This window comes from Enterobacter nematophilus (genome assembly GCF_026344075.1).
GTDB lineage: Bacteria > Pseudomonadota > Gammaproteobacteria > Enterobacterales > Enterobacteriaceae > Enterobacter > Enterobacter nematophilus.
The window spans coordinates 207,547-224,258 of record NZ_JAPKNE010000005.1 but is presented as its reverse complement, the minus strand read 5'-3'; the positions used below and the strand labels follow the sequence as shown (position 1 = coordinate 224,258).

The following is a 16,712-nucleotide window of genomic DNA, read 5'->3' as shown; positions in this document are numbered from 1 at the left end:
GGCCATCCTGACGCCGATCGCAGTCGGAGAAATCTGCATAAAAATATTTTGTGAAACCAGTCACAATCCAGAAACAAACTCGCAAATACAAAATGTGACATCAATCACATAAAGAGGTGGTTTTTGCTCTATTTCTCGCCATCGTATTTTTTTCACCCACCAATTTTGTGATTCAGATCACCTCATTCAGCGCCACACCCCCTACATTTACGTGACATACATCACACAAAATTCCACTGTCTGGACAGTTGAACGATTCAGTGCCAGATTTCACAGCATCAGAACAGGGTCCGGCTACCTCTGCCGCCGCACATTAACGATAAACCTCGGGCCGCAAGCCTAAGCGTAAACATAAGAAGGGGTGTTTTATGTCATCCGATTTCAAGATCAAAGTTCAAAGCTTTGGTCGTTTCCTCAGCAACATGGTGATGCCAAATATCGGCGCGTTTATCGCGTGGGGTATTATCACCGCATTGTTCATTCCGACAGGGTGGTTGCCTAACGAAACGCTGGCGAAACTTGTTGGCCCAATGATTACCTATCTCCTGCCGCTGCTCATCGGTTATACCGGTGGTCGTCTGGTGGGCGGTGACCGTGGTGGCGTCGTGGGTGCCATCACAACCATGGGTGTTATCGTTGGTGCGGATATGCCGATGTTCCTCGGTGCGATGATTGCCGGTCCTCTGGGCGGCTGGGCGATTAAGAAATTCGACGTCTGGGTTGATGGTAAGATCAAATCCGGCTTCGAAATGCTGGTGAACAACTTCTCTGCGGGCATCATCGGGATGATCCTCGCGATTCTGGCGTTCCTCGGCATTGGTCCGGCTGTTGAAGTGCTCTCCAAACTGCTGGCGGCGGGCGTTAACTTCATGGTGGCGCACGACATGCTGCCGCTGGCGTCTATCTTCGTTGAACCGGCGAAAATCCTGTTCCTGAACAACGCCATTAACCACGGTATCTTCTCGCCGCTGGGTATTCAGCAGTCTCACGATCTCGGCAAGTCCATCTTCTTCCTGATTGAAGCGAACCCGGGTCCGGGTATGGGCGTTCTGCTGGCGTACATGTTCTTTGGCCGCGGCAGCGCGAAGCAGTCTGCTGGCGGCGCGGCTATCATCCACTTCCTGGGCGGTATCCACGAAATTTACTTCCCGTACGTGCTGATGAACCCACGTCTGATCCTGGCCGTTATCCTCGGCGGTATGACCGGCGTGTTCACCCTGAGCGTGCTGGGCGGCGGTCTGGTCTCCCCTGCTTCTCCGGGCTCTATCCTGGCGGTGCTGGCGATGACGCCGAAAGGCGCGTACTTCGCGAATATCGCGGCGATCTGTGCGGCGATGGCGGTCTCCTTCGTGGTCTCTTCTATCCTGCTGAAAACCAGCAAGGTGAAAGAAGACGACGATATCGAAGCGGCAACCCGTCGTATGCACGACATGAAAGCCGAATCCAAAGGCGCGACCCCGCTGGCGGCTGGCGATGTCTCTAACGACCTGAGCCACGTGCGTAAAATCATCGTTGCCTGCGACGCCGGTATGGGCTCCAGCGCAATGGGTGCAGGCGTGCTGCGTAAGAAAGTGCAGGATGCGGGTCTGACTAATATCTCCGTGACAAACAGCGCGATTAATAATCTGCCACCGGACGTTGACCTGGTGATCACGCACCGCGATCTGACCGAGCGCGCTATGCGTCAGGTACCGCAGGCACAGCACATCTCGCTGACCAACTTCCTGGACAGCGGCCTGTACACCAGCCTGACCGAACGTCTGGTTGCCGCGCAGCGTCACGAAGACAACGAAGTGAAAGTGCGTACCAGCCTGCAGGACAGCTTTGACGAGAGCAATGCTCACCTGTTTAAGCTGGGCGCGGAGAACATCTTCCTCGGCCGTACCGCGAGCACCAAAGAAGAGGCGATTCGCTTCGCGGGTGAGCAGCTGGTGAAAGGCGGCTACGTTCAGCCAGAATACGTTGACGCGATGCTGGAACGTGAAAAACTGACGCCAACCTACCTGGGCGAATCCATCGCGGTTCCGCACGGTACGGTTGAAGCGAAAGACCGCGTGCTGAAAACCGGCGTGGTGTTCTGTCAGTATCCTGATGGCGTGCGCTTCGGTGAAGAAGAGGACGACATCGCCCGTCTGGTGATTGGTATCGCCGCTCGCAATAACGAGCACATTCAGGTGATTACCAGCCTGACCAACGCGCTGGACGACGAGTCCGTCATCGAGCGCCTGGCCAACACCACCAGCGTGGAAGAAGTTCTGGCCCTGTTCAACAAATAGCAGCGCCTCTTCCCTCTCCCCTTTGGGGAGAGGGCTAGGGTGAGGGGAAAACGTTCCTCACCCCAGCCCTCTCGGGTAAAAACATTGATGAAGGTTAACACTATGAAAGCATTACATTTTGGCGCAGGTAATATCGGTCGTGGTTTTATCGGTAAACTGCTGGCAGACGCGGGCATTACCCTGACATTCGCCGATGTGAATCAGGTGGTTCTGGATGCCCTGAATGCCCGTCATAGCTATCAGGTTCATGTGGTGGGTGAAAACGAGCAGGTTGAAACCGTCTCTGGCGTCAACGCGGTCAGCAGCATCGGCGACGACGTGATTGACCTGATCGCCAGCGTTGATCTGGTGACCACCGCCGTGGGTCCGGTGGTGCTTGAGCGTATTGCTCCTGCGGTCGCGAAAGGCCTGGCTAAACGTAAGGCACAGGGTATCGATACCCCGCTGAACATCATCGCCTGCGAAAACATGGTGCGCGGCACCACGCAGCTGAAAGGTCACGTTATGGCGGCCGTGGCTGACGAAGATAAAGCCTGGGTTGAAGCGCACGTCGGTTTTGTTGATTCCGCCGTGGACCGCATCGTTCCGCCGTCCGAATCCGCCACCAACGACCCGCTGGAAGTGACTGTGGAAACCTTCAGCGAGTGGATCGTCGATAAAACCCAGTTTAAGGGCGTGCTGCCAACCATTCCGGGAATGGAATTAACCGATAACCTGATGGCATTTGTCGAACGCAAACTCTTCACGCTGAACACCGGGCATGCTATAACCGCGTACCTCGGAAAATTGGCCGGTCATCAGACCATTCGTGACGCGATCCTCGATGAGCAGATCCGCGCGGTGGTAAAAGGGGCGATGGAAGAGAGCGGCGCGGTGCTGATCAAACGCTACGGTTTTGATGCTGATAAACACGCAGCATACATCCAGAAAATCCTCGGTCGTTTTGAAAACCCGTATCTGAAAGATGACGTTGAGCGCGTGGGCCGTCAGCCGCTGCGTAAGCTCAGCGCGGGCGACCGCCTGATTAAGCCGCTGCTCGGCACGCTGGAATACGGCCTGCCGCACGCCAACCTGGTGAAAGGAATTGCCGCCGCGATGCACTACCGCAGCGAGCAGGACCCGCAGGCGATTGAGCTGGCTCAGCTGATTGATGACAAAGGCGCGCAGGCTGCGCTGGCGCAGATTTCCGGTCTGGACGCCAGCAGCGACGTGGTTGCGGAGGCGGTTAACGCATACAACGCAACCAAATGATGCAGAATCCGGCGCAGGTTAGCCTGCGCCCGAATAACAGATTGTCAGATATGCAGGCAATAATGGAACAAACCCAGGCCTTTGAAAATCGTGTGCTTGAGCGTCTGAATGCTGGCAAAACCGTACGAAGCTTCCTGATTGCCGCCGTCGAATTACTGACCGAGGCGGTGAACATTCTGGTGCTTCAGGTGTTTCGCAAAGACGACTACGCGGTAAAGTACGCTGTAGAACCGTTACTGGACGGAGACGGACCGCTGGGCGATCTGTCGGTGCGCCTGAAGCTGATTTATGGTCTTGGCGTGCTGAACCGGCAAGAGTATGAAGATGCGGAGCTGTTAATGGCGCTGCGCGAAGAGCTCAATCATGACGGTAATGAGTACACCTTTACCGATGATGAGATTCTGGGGCCTTTCGGCGAACTGCACTGCGTAACCGCCCTGCCCCCTGCTCCCCATTTTGATAATAGCGACCCTGAACTGTACGCGATGCAAAAGCTGCGCTATCAACAGGTTGTCCGTTCCACTATGGTCCTTTCCCTGACTGAGCTGATTTCTAAAATCAGCTTAAAAAAAGCGTTTCAGAAGTAAGCCCGTTCACATTGGTGTATCCTTCCCTGTAAATTCCCCGTTTTCAGAGTCATTTGTCATGAAAGAAGTCGAAAAGAACGAAATTAAGCGCCTGAGCGACCGCCTGGATCTGATCCGTCACCAGATGGCTGGCCTGTCACTGGTCGATTCCGCCGAGAAGTACGCCGAGCTGGAAAAAGAGTCCGCGAAGCTGGAAGCTGAAATCGAGCGCCTGCGCGAAGTGAAAGGCCAGAAGCTGAGCAAAGAAGCGCAGAAGCTGATGGGCATGCCGCACCGCCGCGCGATTACCAAAAAAGAGCAGGCCGACATGGGCAAGCTGAAGAAAAGCGTCCGTGGCCTGGTGGTGGTTCACCCGATGACCGAGCTTGGCCGCGAAATGGGCCTGAAAGAGATGACGGGTTTTTGTAAGACGGCTTTTTAACCGTTCTTCCCCTCACCCTAACCCTCTCCCCAAAGGGGCGAGGGGACTGTACGGTGCGGTTTTCTCCCTCTCCCTCTGGGAGAGGGCTGGGGTGAGGGATTCAGGCCCCACCAGCTTAAAATTGGCCCAACCAATCCCCATTTTCTTCCTTCCCCGGTTCACAATTTCATTATTTCCGCTCACAAAACCATTGCCACCTCATAACATCTGGTTAACCATTCATTGTCATTAACCCTACAACACAATATTGGCAGGACCACTTTTACACAGTTTGTGACGCAGAGTTGAGCGGAGACTCACCCGCAGCACAGGCTGTCTGGTCCCCAGGAGACCTGCATGAGCCTCTGGCAACAAAACTACGACCCGGCCGGAAATATCTGGCTGTCGAGCCTGATCGCATCGCTTCCGATCCTGTTCTTCTTCTTTGCGCTGATTAAGCTCAAGCTGAAGGGCTACCTCGCCGCGACGTATACCGTTGCCATCGCCCTGCTGGTGGCGTTGTTCTTCTATAAAATGCCGGTCGACCGCGCGCTGGCCTCCGTTGTCTACGGCTTCTTCTACGGCCTGTGGCCGATTGCGTGGATCATCATCGCCGCGGTCTTTGTCTATAAAATCTCGGTAAAGACCGGGCAGTTCGACATCATTCGTTCGTCGATTCTCTCCATCACCCCGGACCAGCGTTTACAGATGCTGATAGTCGGCTTCTCCTTCGGGGCGTTCCTGGAAGGGGCTGCCGGATTTGGCGCGCCGGTGGCGATCACCGCCGCGCTGCTGGTCGGGCTGGGCTTTAACCCGCTTTATGCCGCGGGCCTGTGCCTGATTGTGAACACCGCGCCGGTAGCCTTTGGCGCGATGGGGATCCCGATTCTGGTGGCCGGACAGGTGACCGGGCTGGACAGCTTTGAGATCGGCCAGATGGTAGGCCGCCAGCTGCCGTTCCTGACCATTATCGTCCTGTTCTGGATCATGGCGATTATGGACGGCTGGCGCGGCGTGAAGGAGACCTGGCCTGCGGTGATGGTGGCAGGCGGGTCGTTCGCCATTGCCCAGTACCTCAGCTCGAACTTCCTCGGCCCGGAACTGCCGGACATTATCTCTTCGCTGGTGTCGCTGGTCTGTCTGACGCTGTTCCTGAAACGCTGGCAGCCGGTGCGCATCTTCCGCTTTGCCGACATGGGCGCGTCGCACGTGGATCAGACTCTCGCCCGCACGGGCTATACCGCAGGGCAGATCGTCCGCGCCTGGTCGCCATTCCTGTTCCTGACCGCCACCGTGACGCTGTGGAGCATTCCGCCGTTTAAAGCCCTGTTCGCTCCGGGCGGCGCGCTGTACGACATGGTGATTAACATCTCCGTGCCGTTCCTCGACAAGATGGTTGCCCGTATGCCGCCGGTAGTGCACGACGCCACCCCGTATGCGGCAGTGTTTAAGTTTGACTGGTTCTCCGCCACCGGCACGGCGATTCTGTTTGCGGCACTCCTTTCCGTGGCGTGGCTGCGCATGAAGCCTGCCGCAGCGGTACAGACTTTTGCGGCGACGATTAAAGAGCTGATGCTGCCGATCTACTCCATCGGCATGGTGCTGGCGTTCGCGTTTATCTCCAACTACTCCGGCCTGTCGTCGACGCTGGCGTTAGCGCTGGCCCACACCGGACACGCGTTCACCTTCTTCTCGCCGTTCCTCGGCTGGCTGGGGGTGTTCCTGACAGGGTCAGATACCTCGTCTAACGCCCTGTTTGCCGCCCTGCAGGCAACGGCGGCGCAGCAGATTGGCGTGTCGGACGTGCTGCTGGTGGCCGCGAACACCACCGGCGGCGTGACCGGCAAAATGATCTCCCCGCAGTCCATCGCCATTGCCTGTGCGGCGGTGGGACTGGTGGGCAAAGAGTCGGACCTGTTCCGCTTTACCGTTAAACACAGCCTGATATTCACCTGCATGGTGGGCGCGATCACCACCCTGCAGGCCTATGTCTTAACCTGGATGATCCCATGATAGTGATGCCCAGACGCCTGTCCGACGAGATTGCCTCTCGCGTGCGGGCGCTGATTGAAGAACAACAGCTGGAAGCGGGCATGAAATTGCCCGCCGAGCGCCAGCTTGCCGCCCAGCTTGGCGTATCGCGTAACTCACTGCGCGAGGCGCTCGCGACGCTGGTCAGCGAAGGCATGCTGGTGAGCCGTCGCGGCGGCGGCACCTTTGTGCGCTGGCAGCATGACGACTGGTCCGAGCAAAACATCGTCCAGCCGCTGAAGACGCTGATGGAAAACGACCCGGACTACAGCTTCGACATTCTTGAAGCGCGTCACGCCATCGAAACCAGTACCGCGTGGCACGCGGCGATGCGGGCAACCGAAGCCGACAAAGAGAAGCTCAAAGCCTGTTTTGAGGCCACGCAAAGCAGCGACCCGGACATCGCCTCCCAGGCGGACGTGCGTTTCCATCTGGCAATCGCCGAGGCCTCGCACAACGTGGTGCTGCTCCAGACCATGCGCGGGTTCTTCGACCTGCTGCAATCCTCCGTGAAGCAGAGCCGCCAGCGCATGTATCTGGTCCCGCCGGTCTTTGCCCAGCTGACCGAACAGCACGAGGCGGTGCTCAACGCCATTCTGGCCGGCGATGCCGAAGCCGCGCGCAAGGCGATGATGGCGCATCTCGGCTTCGTGCACACCACCATTAAACGATTTGATGAAGACCAGGCCCGACAGGCGCGTATTACCCGTCTGCCTGGCGACAGTGATATTTCCAGGGAGAACAAAGCATGATTATTTCAGCAGCCAGTGACTACCGCGCCGCGGCGCAGCGCATTTTGCCGCCGTTCCTGTTCCACTACATCGACGGTGGGGCGTATGCCGAATACACCCTGCGCCGCAACGTGGAGGATCTGTCTGAAGTGGCCCTGCGCCAGCGCGTGCTGAAGAATATGTCTGACCTGAGCCTTGAGACGAAGCTGTTTAACGAAACGCTTTCCATGCCCGTCGCGCTCGCGCCTGTTGGCTTATGCGGCATGTATGCCCGCCGTGGCGAAGTGCAGGCCGCCGCCGCTGCGGATGCCAAAGGCATTCCGTTTACGCTTTCTACCGTCTCAGTCTGCCCGATTGAAGAGGTCGCCCCGACCATCAAGCGCCCGATGTGGTTCCAGCTTTACGTCCTGCGCGATCGCGGCTTTATGCGTAACGCCCTTGAGCGCGCCAAAGCGGCGGGCTGCTCCACGCTGGTCTTTACCGTCGATATGCCAACGCCCGGCGCGCGCTACCGCGACGCGCACTCCGGCATGAGCGGCCCGAATGCCGCCCTGCGCCGCTACTGGCAGGCAGTTACGCATCCGCAGTGGGCGTGGGACGTCGGCCTGAACGGTCGTCCGCACGATCTGGGGAATATCTCGGCGTACCTCGGTAAACCCACCGGGCTGGAAGATTACATCGGCTGGCTGGCGAACAACTTCGATCCGTCAATCTCCTGGAAAGACCTGGAGTGGATCCGCGAATTCTGGGACGGCCCGATGGTGATCAAAGGGATCCTCGATCCGGAAGATGCCCGCGACGCGGTGCGTTTTGGCGCGGACGGGATTGTGGTCTCTAACCACGGCGGACGCCAGCTTGACGGCGTGCTCTCTTCTGCCCGCGCGCTGCCGGCCATCGCCGATGCGGTGAAAGGGGATATTGCGATTCTGGCCGACAGCGGCATCCGCAACGGGCTGGACGTGGTGCGCATGATTGCCCTGGGCGCCGACAGCGTGCTGCTGGGCCGCGCGTACCTTTACGCGCTGGCCACCAGCGGCCAGGCCGGCGTGGCAAACCTGCTGAGCCTGATTGAGAAAGAGATGAAGGTGGCGATGACCCTGACCGGCGCGAAAACGATCGGTGAAATCAGCAAGGATTCGCTGGTGCAGGAGCTGAGCAAGCTGCCTGCGGCGCTGGCCCCCCTTTCGCAGGGAAACGCGGCCTGACTTTCATCTGTTACTATTTTTCTCCTGCGCCCGACTTCCCCCTCGGGCGCTTTTTTTGTCGAAAATAACACCTGCGTAACATTCTGGATAAGAAAATTTGACACACCCCTCCGGTTAGCAATTGTATAGACAAGCAAATACAAGAGCACAAAAACAACATCACATCAGAGAGGAGCGTATGGCCTATTCAGGTAAGGTGGATATTCAGCAGGTAATCGACGAGAGTCCCTTTTCAGGGTTTCACTGGCTTCTTATCGTGCTGGGCTTTCTGGTTCTGGCGATCGATGGTTTTGATACCGCAGCAATGGGCTACATCGCGCCTACGCTGTCGGCAGAATGGGGGATACACAAACAGGATCTGGGCCCGGTGCTGAGCGCGGCGCTGCTGGGGCTGTCGCTGGGCGCCCTGATTGCAGGCCCGGTATCGGACCGGATGGGGCGCAAGCGAGTGCTGGTCTTTTCGTGCCTGTTCTTCGGCCTGGCGAGCCTGGGAACAGCCTGGGCGCAAAGCCTGAATACCCTGACGCTGTGGCGCTTTCTGACGGGTCTCGGGCTCGGCGCCGCGATGCCTAACGCCATCACGCTGATTTCGGAGTTCGCCCCCCAGCGCTGCCGCGCCATGGCGATTAATACCATGTACTGCGGCTTCCCTCTGGGCGCGGCGGGCGGCGGCGCGATCTCTTCCTGGCTTATTCCCCACCACGGCTGGCGAAGCGTGCTGCTGACCGGCGCGATTGCCCCGCTGATTTTAACCGTGCTGCTGGCGCTGCTGCTGCCGGAATCGGTGAAGTTTCTGGTGCAGCGCGGGAAGGACGTCATGCAGGTCCGCCGCATCGCCAGCCGGTTCAGCCGCAGCACGCTGGAGAGCGTTACGGGCTTTTTCCTGGCGGAAGAGAAAGTCGCGTCTAAAAAAGGGAGCGTGGGGCAGCTGTTTTCCATGCCCTGGCTGCCCGGCACCCTGATGCTGTGGGTGACCTATTTTATGGGGCTGGTGATTTACTACGTCCTGCTTAGCTGGATGCCGACGCTGATGCAGGGGATGGGGTATGCCCTGGCGGAATCCGCCTGGCTCACCTCGCTGTTCACCTTCGGCGGCACCGCAGGCATTCTGCTCGCGGGCTGGATGATGGACCGCTGGGAAGCGCACAAGGTGGTCGCAGGGGGATTTGTCCTGACGATGGGACTGATCCTGTTACTCGGCCTTGAGCATAACCATATCGCCCTGTTTGGCGGGCTGATTTTCCTGATGGGGATCGCGATGAACGGCGCGCAGTCGGGCATGCAGACCCTGGCGGCCACCTTTTACCCTACCGAGTGCCGCGCGACGGGCATCGCCTGGATGCAGGGGATCGGCCGCTTTGGCGGGGTGGCGGGCACTATGACCAGCGCCCAGCTTCTTTCTATGCAGTGGCAGGCAGACAGTATTTTAATGATCCTCAGCGTACCCGCCCTGGTAGCCGCGGCGGCAACCGTCTACAAAATGCTGTATAGCCGCTCGCAGGAACCCGGCGTCGCGTAGTTCCTCTCTTTTCTGCTATTCTGCCCCCGCAATTAAGGGGGCAGCATGCTTAACATCGTTTTATTCGAACCAGAAATTCCGCCGAACACCGGCAATATCATCCGCCTGTGCGCCAACACCGGTTTTCGCCTGCACATCATCGAGCCGATGGGCTTTACGTGGGACGACAAACGCCTGCGCCGCGCGGGACTGGATTACCATGAATTTACCGCCGTGGTTCGCCATCACGATTACGCCGCGTTTCTGGAAGCAGAGAAGCCGCAGCGCATGTTCGCCCTGACCACCAAAGGCACGCCAGCGCACAGCGCCGTGAGCTATCAGGAGGGTGACTATCTGATGTTTGGCCCGGAAACCCGCGGCCTGCCGGCCACGATCCTGGATGCCCTGCCCGCTGAGCAAAAAATCCGCATTCCGATGATGCCGGACAGCCGCAGCATGAACCTGTCGAACGCGGTGTCGGTGGTGGTGTACGAAGCCTGGCGCCAGCTGGGTTATCCCGGCGCCATTCTCAGAAGTTAAATGCCGTCACCATACTCGAAGGTATGGTGAATGCCGTTGAAGTGCTGGTCCATATCCATCGACGGCTTATCGCTGTCTGGCTTACCAACGATGCGCGCCGGTACGCCAGCGGCGGTGGTGTGCGGCGGCACGGGCTGGAGCACAACCGACCCCGCGCCAATCTTCGCGCCGCGCCCGACTTCGATATTGCCGAGAATTTTAGCCCCCGCGCCAATCATCACCCCTTCGCGAATTTTCGGGTGGCGATCGCCGCTGGTTTTACCGGTACCGCCCAGGGTAACCGACTGCAGGATCGAGACGTCATCTTCAATCACCGCCGTTTCACCCACCACGATGCCGGTGGCGTGGTCGAGCATGATCCCGCGGCCAATCTTCGCCGCCGGGTGAATATCGACCTGGAACGTCACGGAGACCTGGTTTTGCAGGAAAATCGCCAGCGCGCGGCGGCCTTCATTCCATAACCAGTGGCCGATGCGGTACGCCTGCAGGGCGTGGAAGCCTTTCAGGTACAGCAGCGGCGTAGAGTATTTATCCACCGCCGGGTCACGCGTGCGCACGGCCTGGATATCACAGGCGGCAGAGGCGATCATTTCCGGGTCTGCGGCGTAAGCCTCTTCCACCACTTCACGAATGGCGATAGCAGGCATAATGGAGGAAGCGAGCTTGTTGGCGAGCATGTAGCTCAGCGCGCTGCCGAGATTTTCGTGCTTGAGTAACGTCGCGTGGTAAAAACTGGCCAGCATCGGCTCACAGTCGGCCAGCGCCCGGGCTTCGGCTTTAATATTATTCCAGACGATATCCAGTTCTTCACACGGCATTGCTAACTCCAGACGATAGTATAATGACCAGCCAGTTCTGCGCTGGCTGGGTCATTCAGGTGACAACGGTTCCGACTAGTTACTGCTGCGCTCGTCCTTGCGCGCACGACCTAATAAGGTCAATGCTGCCTCGCGCGCATTTTTTCCGCAATACAATACCTGATAAATTTCCTCGGTTATTGGCATTTCGACACCAAACCGGTGCGCCAACTCGCGAACTTCTTTGGTATTGCGGTAGCCTTCCACCACCTGTCCAATCTTCTCCTGCGCGCTTTTTACATCGCTGCCCTGTCCGAGCATCATGCCAAAGCGGCGGTTACGAGACTGGTTGTCGGTACAGGTCAGCACCAGGTCGCCCAGACCCGCCATCCCCATAAAGGTGGCCGGATCGGCACCCAGCGCTTCGCCCAGACGGGACATCTCGGTTAAGCCGCGGGTAATCAACGCCGTACGCGCGTTGGCGCCAAAGCCAATACCGTCAGACATCCCGGCACCGATGGCAATCACGTTCTTCACCGCGCCGCCCAGCTGGACGCCGATAAAATCGGGGTTGCTGTAGACGCGGAAGCTCTTGCCGCAGTGCAGCAGCTGCTGGAGATCGTCGGAGAAGGCCTGGTCAGTGGATGCCAGCGAGATCGCCGTCGGCAGGCCCGCAGCCAGCTCTTTGGCAAAGGTCGGGCCGGAGATGACCGCCAGCGGGATCTCATCCCCCAGCGCTTCGCGGGCAACGTCCTGCAGCAGGCGTCCGGTTTCCGCTTCCAGCCCTTTGGTCGCCCAGACGATACGCGCATCCGGGCGCATCAGCGGCTTGATCTGATTCAGCACGTCGCCAAAGACATGGCTCGGCACCACAATCAAAATGTTACGGCTGGCCGCCAGCGCGGTCGCAAGATCGCTTTCCAGGTGCAGGGTGTCAGGGAACGGAACGTCCGGGAGAAACGCCACATTGCAACGGTCATGCTGCAGCGTGGCGATATGTTTTGGATCGTGGCCCCACAGGACCACGTCGTGACCATTTCTTGCCAGCGTGATGGCAAGAGCGGTGCCGTATGAGCCGGCACCGATCACAGTCATTGACGCATTAACAGTGCTCATCAGGCATCCTGATGTTGTTCGGCACCTTCGCCAGCCTGCTGCTGCAGATAGTTCATGAACAGCGCATCAAAGTTCACTGGCGCAAGGTTCAGTTGCGGGAATGTACCGCGAGAAACCAGGCTGGTGATGCATTCACGGGCATACGGGAACAGGATGTTCGGGCAGTATGCACCCAGGCAATGCGCCATCTGGTTGCCTTCGATGCCGCCGATGGAGAAGATACCGCCCTGCTGTACTTCGCACAGGAATGCAGTTTCTTCGCCCAGAGAGGCGGTCACGGTCACACGCAGTACGACTTCATACACGTCATCCGCCAGCTGGGTGGATGCGGTATCCAGATCAAGTTTAACCTCTGGCTGCCAGTCTTTCTGGAAAACGTGCGGCGCATTTGGCGCTTCGAAAGAGACATCCTTGGTGTAGATACGCTGGATCTGGAAAGTCATTTCGGTGTTGTTTTGTTCTGACATGGAAATACCCTTTTTAATTGTCCTAAAGTCTCTTAGCTCAGCAGCGGATCGAGTCCACCACGAGCGTCGAGCGCATACAAGTCATCACAGCCGCCAATGTGCTGCGCATCAATAAAAATCTGCGGAACCGTCGTACGACCACTACGTTGGATCATCTCTTCGCGTTTAATCGCGTCACCGTCGATCGGCAGTTCCTTGAACGTGACGCCTTTGCTGCTCAGCAGCGCTTTCGCACGGTGGCAGAACGGGCACGTCGCTTTGGTGTAGATCTCAATATTGGCCATGACTGAACTCCTTATTTACCGCGAACCAAAGGAAGATTTTCCCCGCTCCAGCCGGAAATCCCTTCTTTCAGTACCGTTACGTTTTCGAAGCCCGCTTTATAAAGCGCGCTGGCAGATTCCTGCGCCTGCATACCGGTCGCATCCACAACGATAATGGGCTGGGCTTTGTGTTTCTCAAGCTCACCAACGTTGTTGGCTTTGATTTCAGCTGGCAACAGGTTGATTGCGCCGGCAATGTGACCTTTACGGAAATCGTCACGCTGACGCAGATCGACAACGACGGCATCTTCTTTGTTAATCAGACGCGTCGCTTCACCACGGGTGATAACCTTAATCTTAGACGTCAGGCTCTTAAATGTGGTGAACAGCACAGCAGCCAGCAGGCCAATCCACGCGATGCTCAGTACCGGATGGCGGCTAACGAATTGCATAATTTCTTGCATGGAGGGTAACTACTCCCGACTAAGTGATAAAAAAAACCAGGACAGGAGTATACCTGTGCGTTCTGGCAAATACAGCCAGCGACCATAACCTAATCCATTTTCTGCGGCATGCCACCTAAAAAAATGCTTCAAAATGGTCCGGTCAGCATCTTGCCCCCGCGCTTTCTTTGATCTTCTGCGGCTATTTGATCGATTCAGCTGTAGTAAAATTACGCAAATTTTGACTCTTGAGCATGAGGTTGTTGCAATGTCGGTTTCTAAAAAACCTATGGTACTGGTGATTCTGGATGGCTATGGCTACCGTGAAGACAGCCAGGATAACGCTATTTTCAACGCAAAAACCCCGGTCATGGATGCACTGTGGGCAAAACGTCCGCATACCCTGATTGACGCATCCGGTCTGGAAGTGGGCCTGCCGGATCGCCAGATGGGCAACTCCGAAGTCGGCCACGTTAACCTAGGCGCAGGCCGTATCGTGTATCAGGATCTGACCCGTCTGGACGTCGAAATCAAAGAACGTACCTTCTTCGCGAACCCGGTTCTCTGCGGTGCGGTAGATAAAGCCGTTGCGGCAGGTAAAGCGGTGCACATCATGGGTCTGCTCTCCGCGGGCGGCGTGCACAGCCACGAAGATCACATCATGGCGATGGTTGAACTGGCCGCTGAACGCGGTGCGGAAAAAATTTACCTGCACGCCTTCCTGGACGGTCGCGATACGCCGCCACGCAGCGCAGAAGGCTCTTTGCAAGCCTTCGAAGACAAATTCGCCGCGCTGGGCAAAGGCCGCGTAGCCTCCATCATTGGCCGTTACTACGCTATGGACCGCGACAACCGCTGGGATCGCGTTGAACAGGCCTATGATCTGATGACCCAGGCAAAAGGGGAATTCCAGTTCGCGACTGCCGTTGAAGCGCTGGAAGCCGCTTACGCACGTGATGAAAACGATGAATTCGTGAAAGCGAGCGTGATCCGCGCTGAAGGCCAGGACGATGCCGCCATGGAAGATGGCGACGCGCTGATCTTCATGAACTTCCGCGCTGACCGCGCGCGCGAAATCACCCGTGCGTTCGTGAATAGCGATTTCGACGGTTTCGCCCGTAAAAAAGTGGTGAACATCGACTTCATCCAGCTGACCGAATACGCGGCAGACATCAACGCGCCTTGCGCTTACCCACCTGCCTCGCTGGCCAATACCTTCGGCGAGTGGATGGCGAAGAACGACAAAACCCAGCTGCGTATCTCCGAAACTGAGAAGTATGCGCACGTGACCTTCTTCTTTAACGGCGGCGTTGAAGAGCCGTTCAAAGGCGAAGAGCGCATTCTGATCAACTCGCCGAAAGTGGCGACTTACGATCTGCAGCCAGAAATGAGCTCTGCAGAATTAACTGAAAAACTGGTCGCGGCCATCCGAAGCGGCAAGTACGACACCATCATCTGTAACTATCCGAACGGCGACATGGTCGGCCATACCGGTGTGATGGAAGCGGCAGTGAAGGCGGTTGAAGCGCTGGACCACTGCGTTGAGCAGGTTGCGAAAGCGGTTGAGTCCGTTGGCGGCCAGCTGCTGATCACCGCTGACCACGGTAACGCCGAGCAGATGCGCGACCCGGCAACCGGTCAGGCGCACACCGCCCATACCAACCTGCCGGTTCCGCTGATTTATGTGGGTGATAAATCACTGAAAGCAGTGGAAGGCGGCAAGCTTTCCGACATCGCGCCAACCATGTTGTCGCTGATGGGTATGCCGATCCCTGAAGAGATGACTGGTAAGCCGCTGTTCATCGTGGAATAATCGCTCCCCATGAGGGGAAAGGCGATTTTTTCAATCACATGGGTCGTGAAGCCGCTTAGGTTATCAGTCAGACCTCTGCTTTGCGCCAGCGCACTCAGCGCTGGCGTATTGCTGTGCGCCGCATCCGCCCACGCGGATGACCGCGACCAGCTGAAATCCATTCAGGCCGATATCGCCGCCAAAGAGCGTGCGGTACGCCAGCAGCAACAGCAGCGCGCCACCCTGCTCGCCCAGCTTAAGCAGCAGGAAGAGGCCATCTCCGCTGCCGCACGTAAGCTCCGTGAAACGCAAAACACCCTCACCCAGTTGAACAAACAGATCGACGAGATGAACGCGTCGATTGCCAAACTGGAGCGCCAGCGTGATGCGCAGGAGCGCAACCTCGCGGCTCAGCTCGATGCCGCATTCCGCCAGGGTGAACATACCGGACTCCAGCTGATCCTCAGTGGTGAAGAGAGCCAGCGCGGCCAGCGCCTGCAGGCCTACTTCGGCTATCTGAACCAGGCGCGTCAGGAGACGATCGCGCAGCTGAAGCAGACGCGTGAAGAGGTCTCCACCCAAAAAGCGGAGCTGGAAGAGAAGCAGAGCCAGCAGCAGACGTTGCTCTACGAACAAAAAGCGCAGCAGGCAAAGCTTGAGCAGGCCCGTAACGAGCGCAAGAAAACGCTGTCCGGTCTTGAGTCCTCCATTCAGGCAGGACAGAGCCAGCTGAGCGAAATGCGCGCCAACGAATCCAAACTGCGCAACAGCATTGCCCGTGCGGAAGCCGCAGCGAAGGCGCGCGCTGAAAAAGAGGCCCGCGAGGCGCAGGCGGTTCGCGACAAGCAGCAGGAAGCCTCCCGCAAAGGGACCACCTACAAGCCAAGCGAAAGCGAACGTTCCCTGATGTCGCGTACCGGCGGTCTGGGTTCCCCTCGCGGTCAGGCCTACTGGCCCGTTCGCGGCACTATTCTGCATCGCTATGGCGAACAGCTGCAGGGTGAGCTACGTTGGAAAGGGATCGTTATCGGTGCGTCTGAAGGTAGCGAAGTGAAAGCCATCGCCGATGGCCGCGTGATTCTGGCCGACTGGCTGCAGGGTTACGGGCTTGTGGTAGTGGTCGAACACGGTAAAGGCGACATGAGTCTTTACGGCTACAACCAGAGCGCGCTGGTCAGCGTCGGCACCCAGGTGCGCGCCGGCCAACCCATCGCCCTTGTGGGCAGCAGTGGCGGTCAGGGCCGCCCGTCACTCTATTTCGAAATTCGTCGTCAGGGTCAGGCGGTCAATCCACAGCCGTGGTTGGGAAGATAAG

Annotated in this window: 16 protein-coding genes; 11 read left to right on the top strand and 5 right to left on the bottom strand. The window is 57.9% G+C overall.

Features of this window, described 5'->3' with window-relative positions:
• The first annotated feature begins 368 nt into the window (after nucleotides 1-368).
• The 9 genes from OSH03_RS15420 (at nucleotide 369) to trmL (ending at nucleotide 10,519) form a co-directional block, all read left to right on the top strand.
• A complete protein-coding gene (locus OSH03_RS15420; RefSeq protein ID WP_266179505.1) occupies nucleotides 369-2,276 on the top strand; it encodes a PTS mannitol transporter subunit IICBA in 1,908 nt (635 codons plus the stop codon).
• Nucleotides 2,277-2,378: 102 nt separating this feature from the next.
• Nucleotides 2,379-3,527: a mannitol-1-phosphate 5-dehydrogenase gene (gene mtlD, locus OSH03_RS15415; RefSeq protein ID WP_266179504.1), complete on the top strand. Its 1,149-nt coding sequence runs from the start codon at nucleotides 2,379-2,381 to the stop codon at nucleotides 3,525-3,527.
• Nucleotides 3,524-4,114, top strand: coding sequence for a mannitol operon repressor MtlR (gene mtlR / locus OSH03_RS15410; protein ID WP_028015045.1), 591 nt, complete (start codon nucleotides 3,524-3,526; stop codon nucleotides 4,112-4,114). The genes mtlD and mtlR overlap by 4 nt, the downstream gene beginning before the upstream one ends.
• A 58-nt stretch (nucleotides 4,115-4,172) precedes the next feature.
• On the top strand, nucleotides 4,173-4,535 hold the full coding sequence (locus tag OSH03_RS15405; RefSeq protein ID WP_151412675.1) for a YibL family ribosome-associated protein: 363 nt from the start codon (nucleotides 4,173-4,175) through the stop codon (nucleotides 4,533-4,535).
• Between the two features lie 336 nt (nucleotides 4,536-4,871).
• Entirely contained in the window at nucleotides 4,872-6,527 is a 1,656-nt protein-coding gene (lldP, locus tag OSH03_RS15400; RefSeq protein ID WP_266179503.1) for an L-lactate permease, read from the top strand.
• Entirely contained in the window at nucleotides 6,524-7,297 is a 774-nt protein-coding gene (gene lldR / locus OSH03_RS15395) for a transcriptional regulator LldR (protein ID WP_266179502.1), read from the top strand. Before lldP ends, lldR begins: the two co-directional genes overlap by 4 nt.
• Entirely contained in the window at nucleotides 7,294-8,481 is a 1,188-nt protein-coding gene (lldD, locus tag OSH03_RS15390; RefSeq protein ID WP_061096616.1) for an FMN-dependent L-lactate dehydrogenase LldD, read from the top strand. The genes lldR and lldD overlap by 4 nt, the downstream gene beginning before the upstream one ends.
• Nucleotides 8,482-8,659: 178 nt before the next feature.
• On the top strand, nucleotides 8,660-10,000 hold the full coding sequence (locus OSH03_RS15385; RefSeq protein ID WP_061096617.1) for an MFS transporter: 1,341 nt from the start codon (nucleotides 8,660-8,662) through the stop codon (nucleotides 9,998-10,000).
• A gap of 45 nt (nucleotides 10,001-10,045) precedes the next feature.
• The gene (trmL, locus tag OSH03_RS15380) at nucleotides 10,046-10,519 is read left to right on the top strand and encodes a tRNA (uridine(34)/cytosine(34)/5-carboxymethylaminomethyluridine(34)-2'-O)-methyltransferase TrmL (protein WP_028015039.1); all 474 of its coding nucleotides are present in this window, start codon (nucleotides 10,046-10,048) and stop codon (nucleotides 10,517-10,519) included.
• Here trmL and cysE read toward each other — a convergent pair.
• From cysE to OSH03_RS15355, 5 genes are all read right to left on the bottom strand, one after another.
• On the bottom strand, nucleotides 10,516-11,337 hold the full coding sequence (gene cysE, locus OSH03_RS15375) for a serine O-acetyltransferase (RefSeq protein ID WP_008502718.1): 822 nt from the start codon (nucleotides 11,335-11,337) through the stop codon (nucleotides 10,516-10,518). The genes trmL and cysE overlap by 4 nt on opposite strands.
• Nucleotides 11,338-11,412: 75 nt before the next feature.
• Nucleotides 11,413-12,432, bottom strand: a complete 1,020-nt coding sequence (gene gpsA, locus OSH03_RS15370; RefSeq protein WP_253540248.1) for an NAD(P)H-dependent glycerol-3-phosphate dehydrogenase — start codon at nucleotides 12,430-12,432, stop codon at nucleotides 11,413-11,415.
• Nucleotides 12,432-12,899 carry a protein-export chaperone SecB gene (gene secB, locus OSH03_RS15365; protein ID WP_003860835.1) on the bottom strand — a complete coding sequence of 156 codons (468 nt, stop codon included), beginning with the start codon at nucleotides 12,897-12,899 and terminating at the stop codon, nucleotides 12,432-12,434. The genes gpsA and secB overlap by 1 nt, the downstream gene beginning before the upstream one ends.
• Before the next feature lie 32 nt (nucleotides 12,900-12,931).
• Nucleotides 12,932-13,183: a glutaredoxin 3 gene (grxC, locus tag OSH03_RS15360; RefSeq protein ID WP_003860837.1), complete on the bottom strand. Its 252-nt coding sequence runs from the start codon at nucleotides 13,181-13,183 to the stop codon at nucleotides 12,932-12,934.
• An 11-nt stretch (nucleotides 13,184-13,194) separates the two neighbouring features.
• Entirely contained in the window at nucleotides 13,195-13,626 is a 432-nt protein-coding gene (locus tag OSH03_RS15355; RefSeq protein WP_014882007.1) for a rhodanese-like domain-containing protein, read from the bottom strand.
• 247 nt (nucleotides 13,627-13,873) lie between these two features.
• On the opposite strand from OSH03_RS15355, the gene gpmM reads away from it, so the two are divergent.
• The gene (gene gpmM, locus OSH03_RS15350; protein ID WP_266179501.1) at nucleotides 13,874-15,418 is read left to right on the top strand and encodes a 2,3-bisphosphoglycerate-independent phosphoglycerate mutase; all 1,545 of its coding nucleotides are present in this window, start codon (nucleotides 13,874-13,876) and stop codon (nucleotides 15,416-15,418) included.
• A 33-nt stretch (nucleotides 15,419-15,451) separates the two neighbouring features.
• Nucleotides 15,452-16,711: a murein hydrolase activator EnvC gene (gene envC / locus OSH03_RS15345; protein ID WP_231940812.1), complete on the top strand. Its 1,260-nt coding sequence runs from the start codon at nucleotides 15,452-15,454 to the stop codon at nucleotides 16,709-16,711.
• Nucleotide 16,712 lies beyond the last annotated feature (1 nt).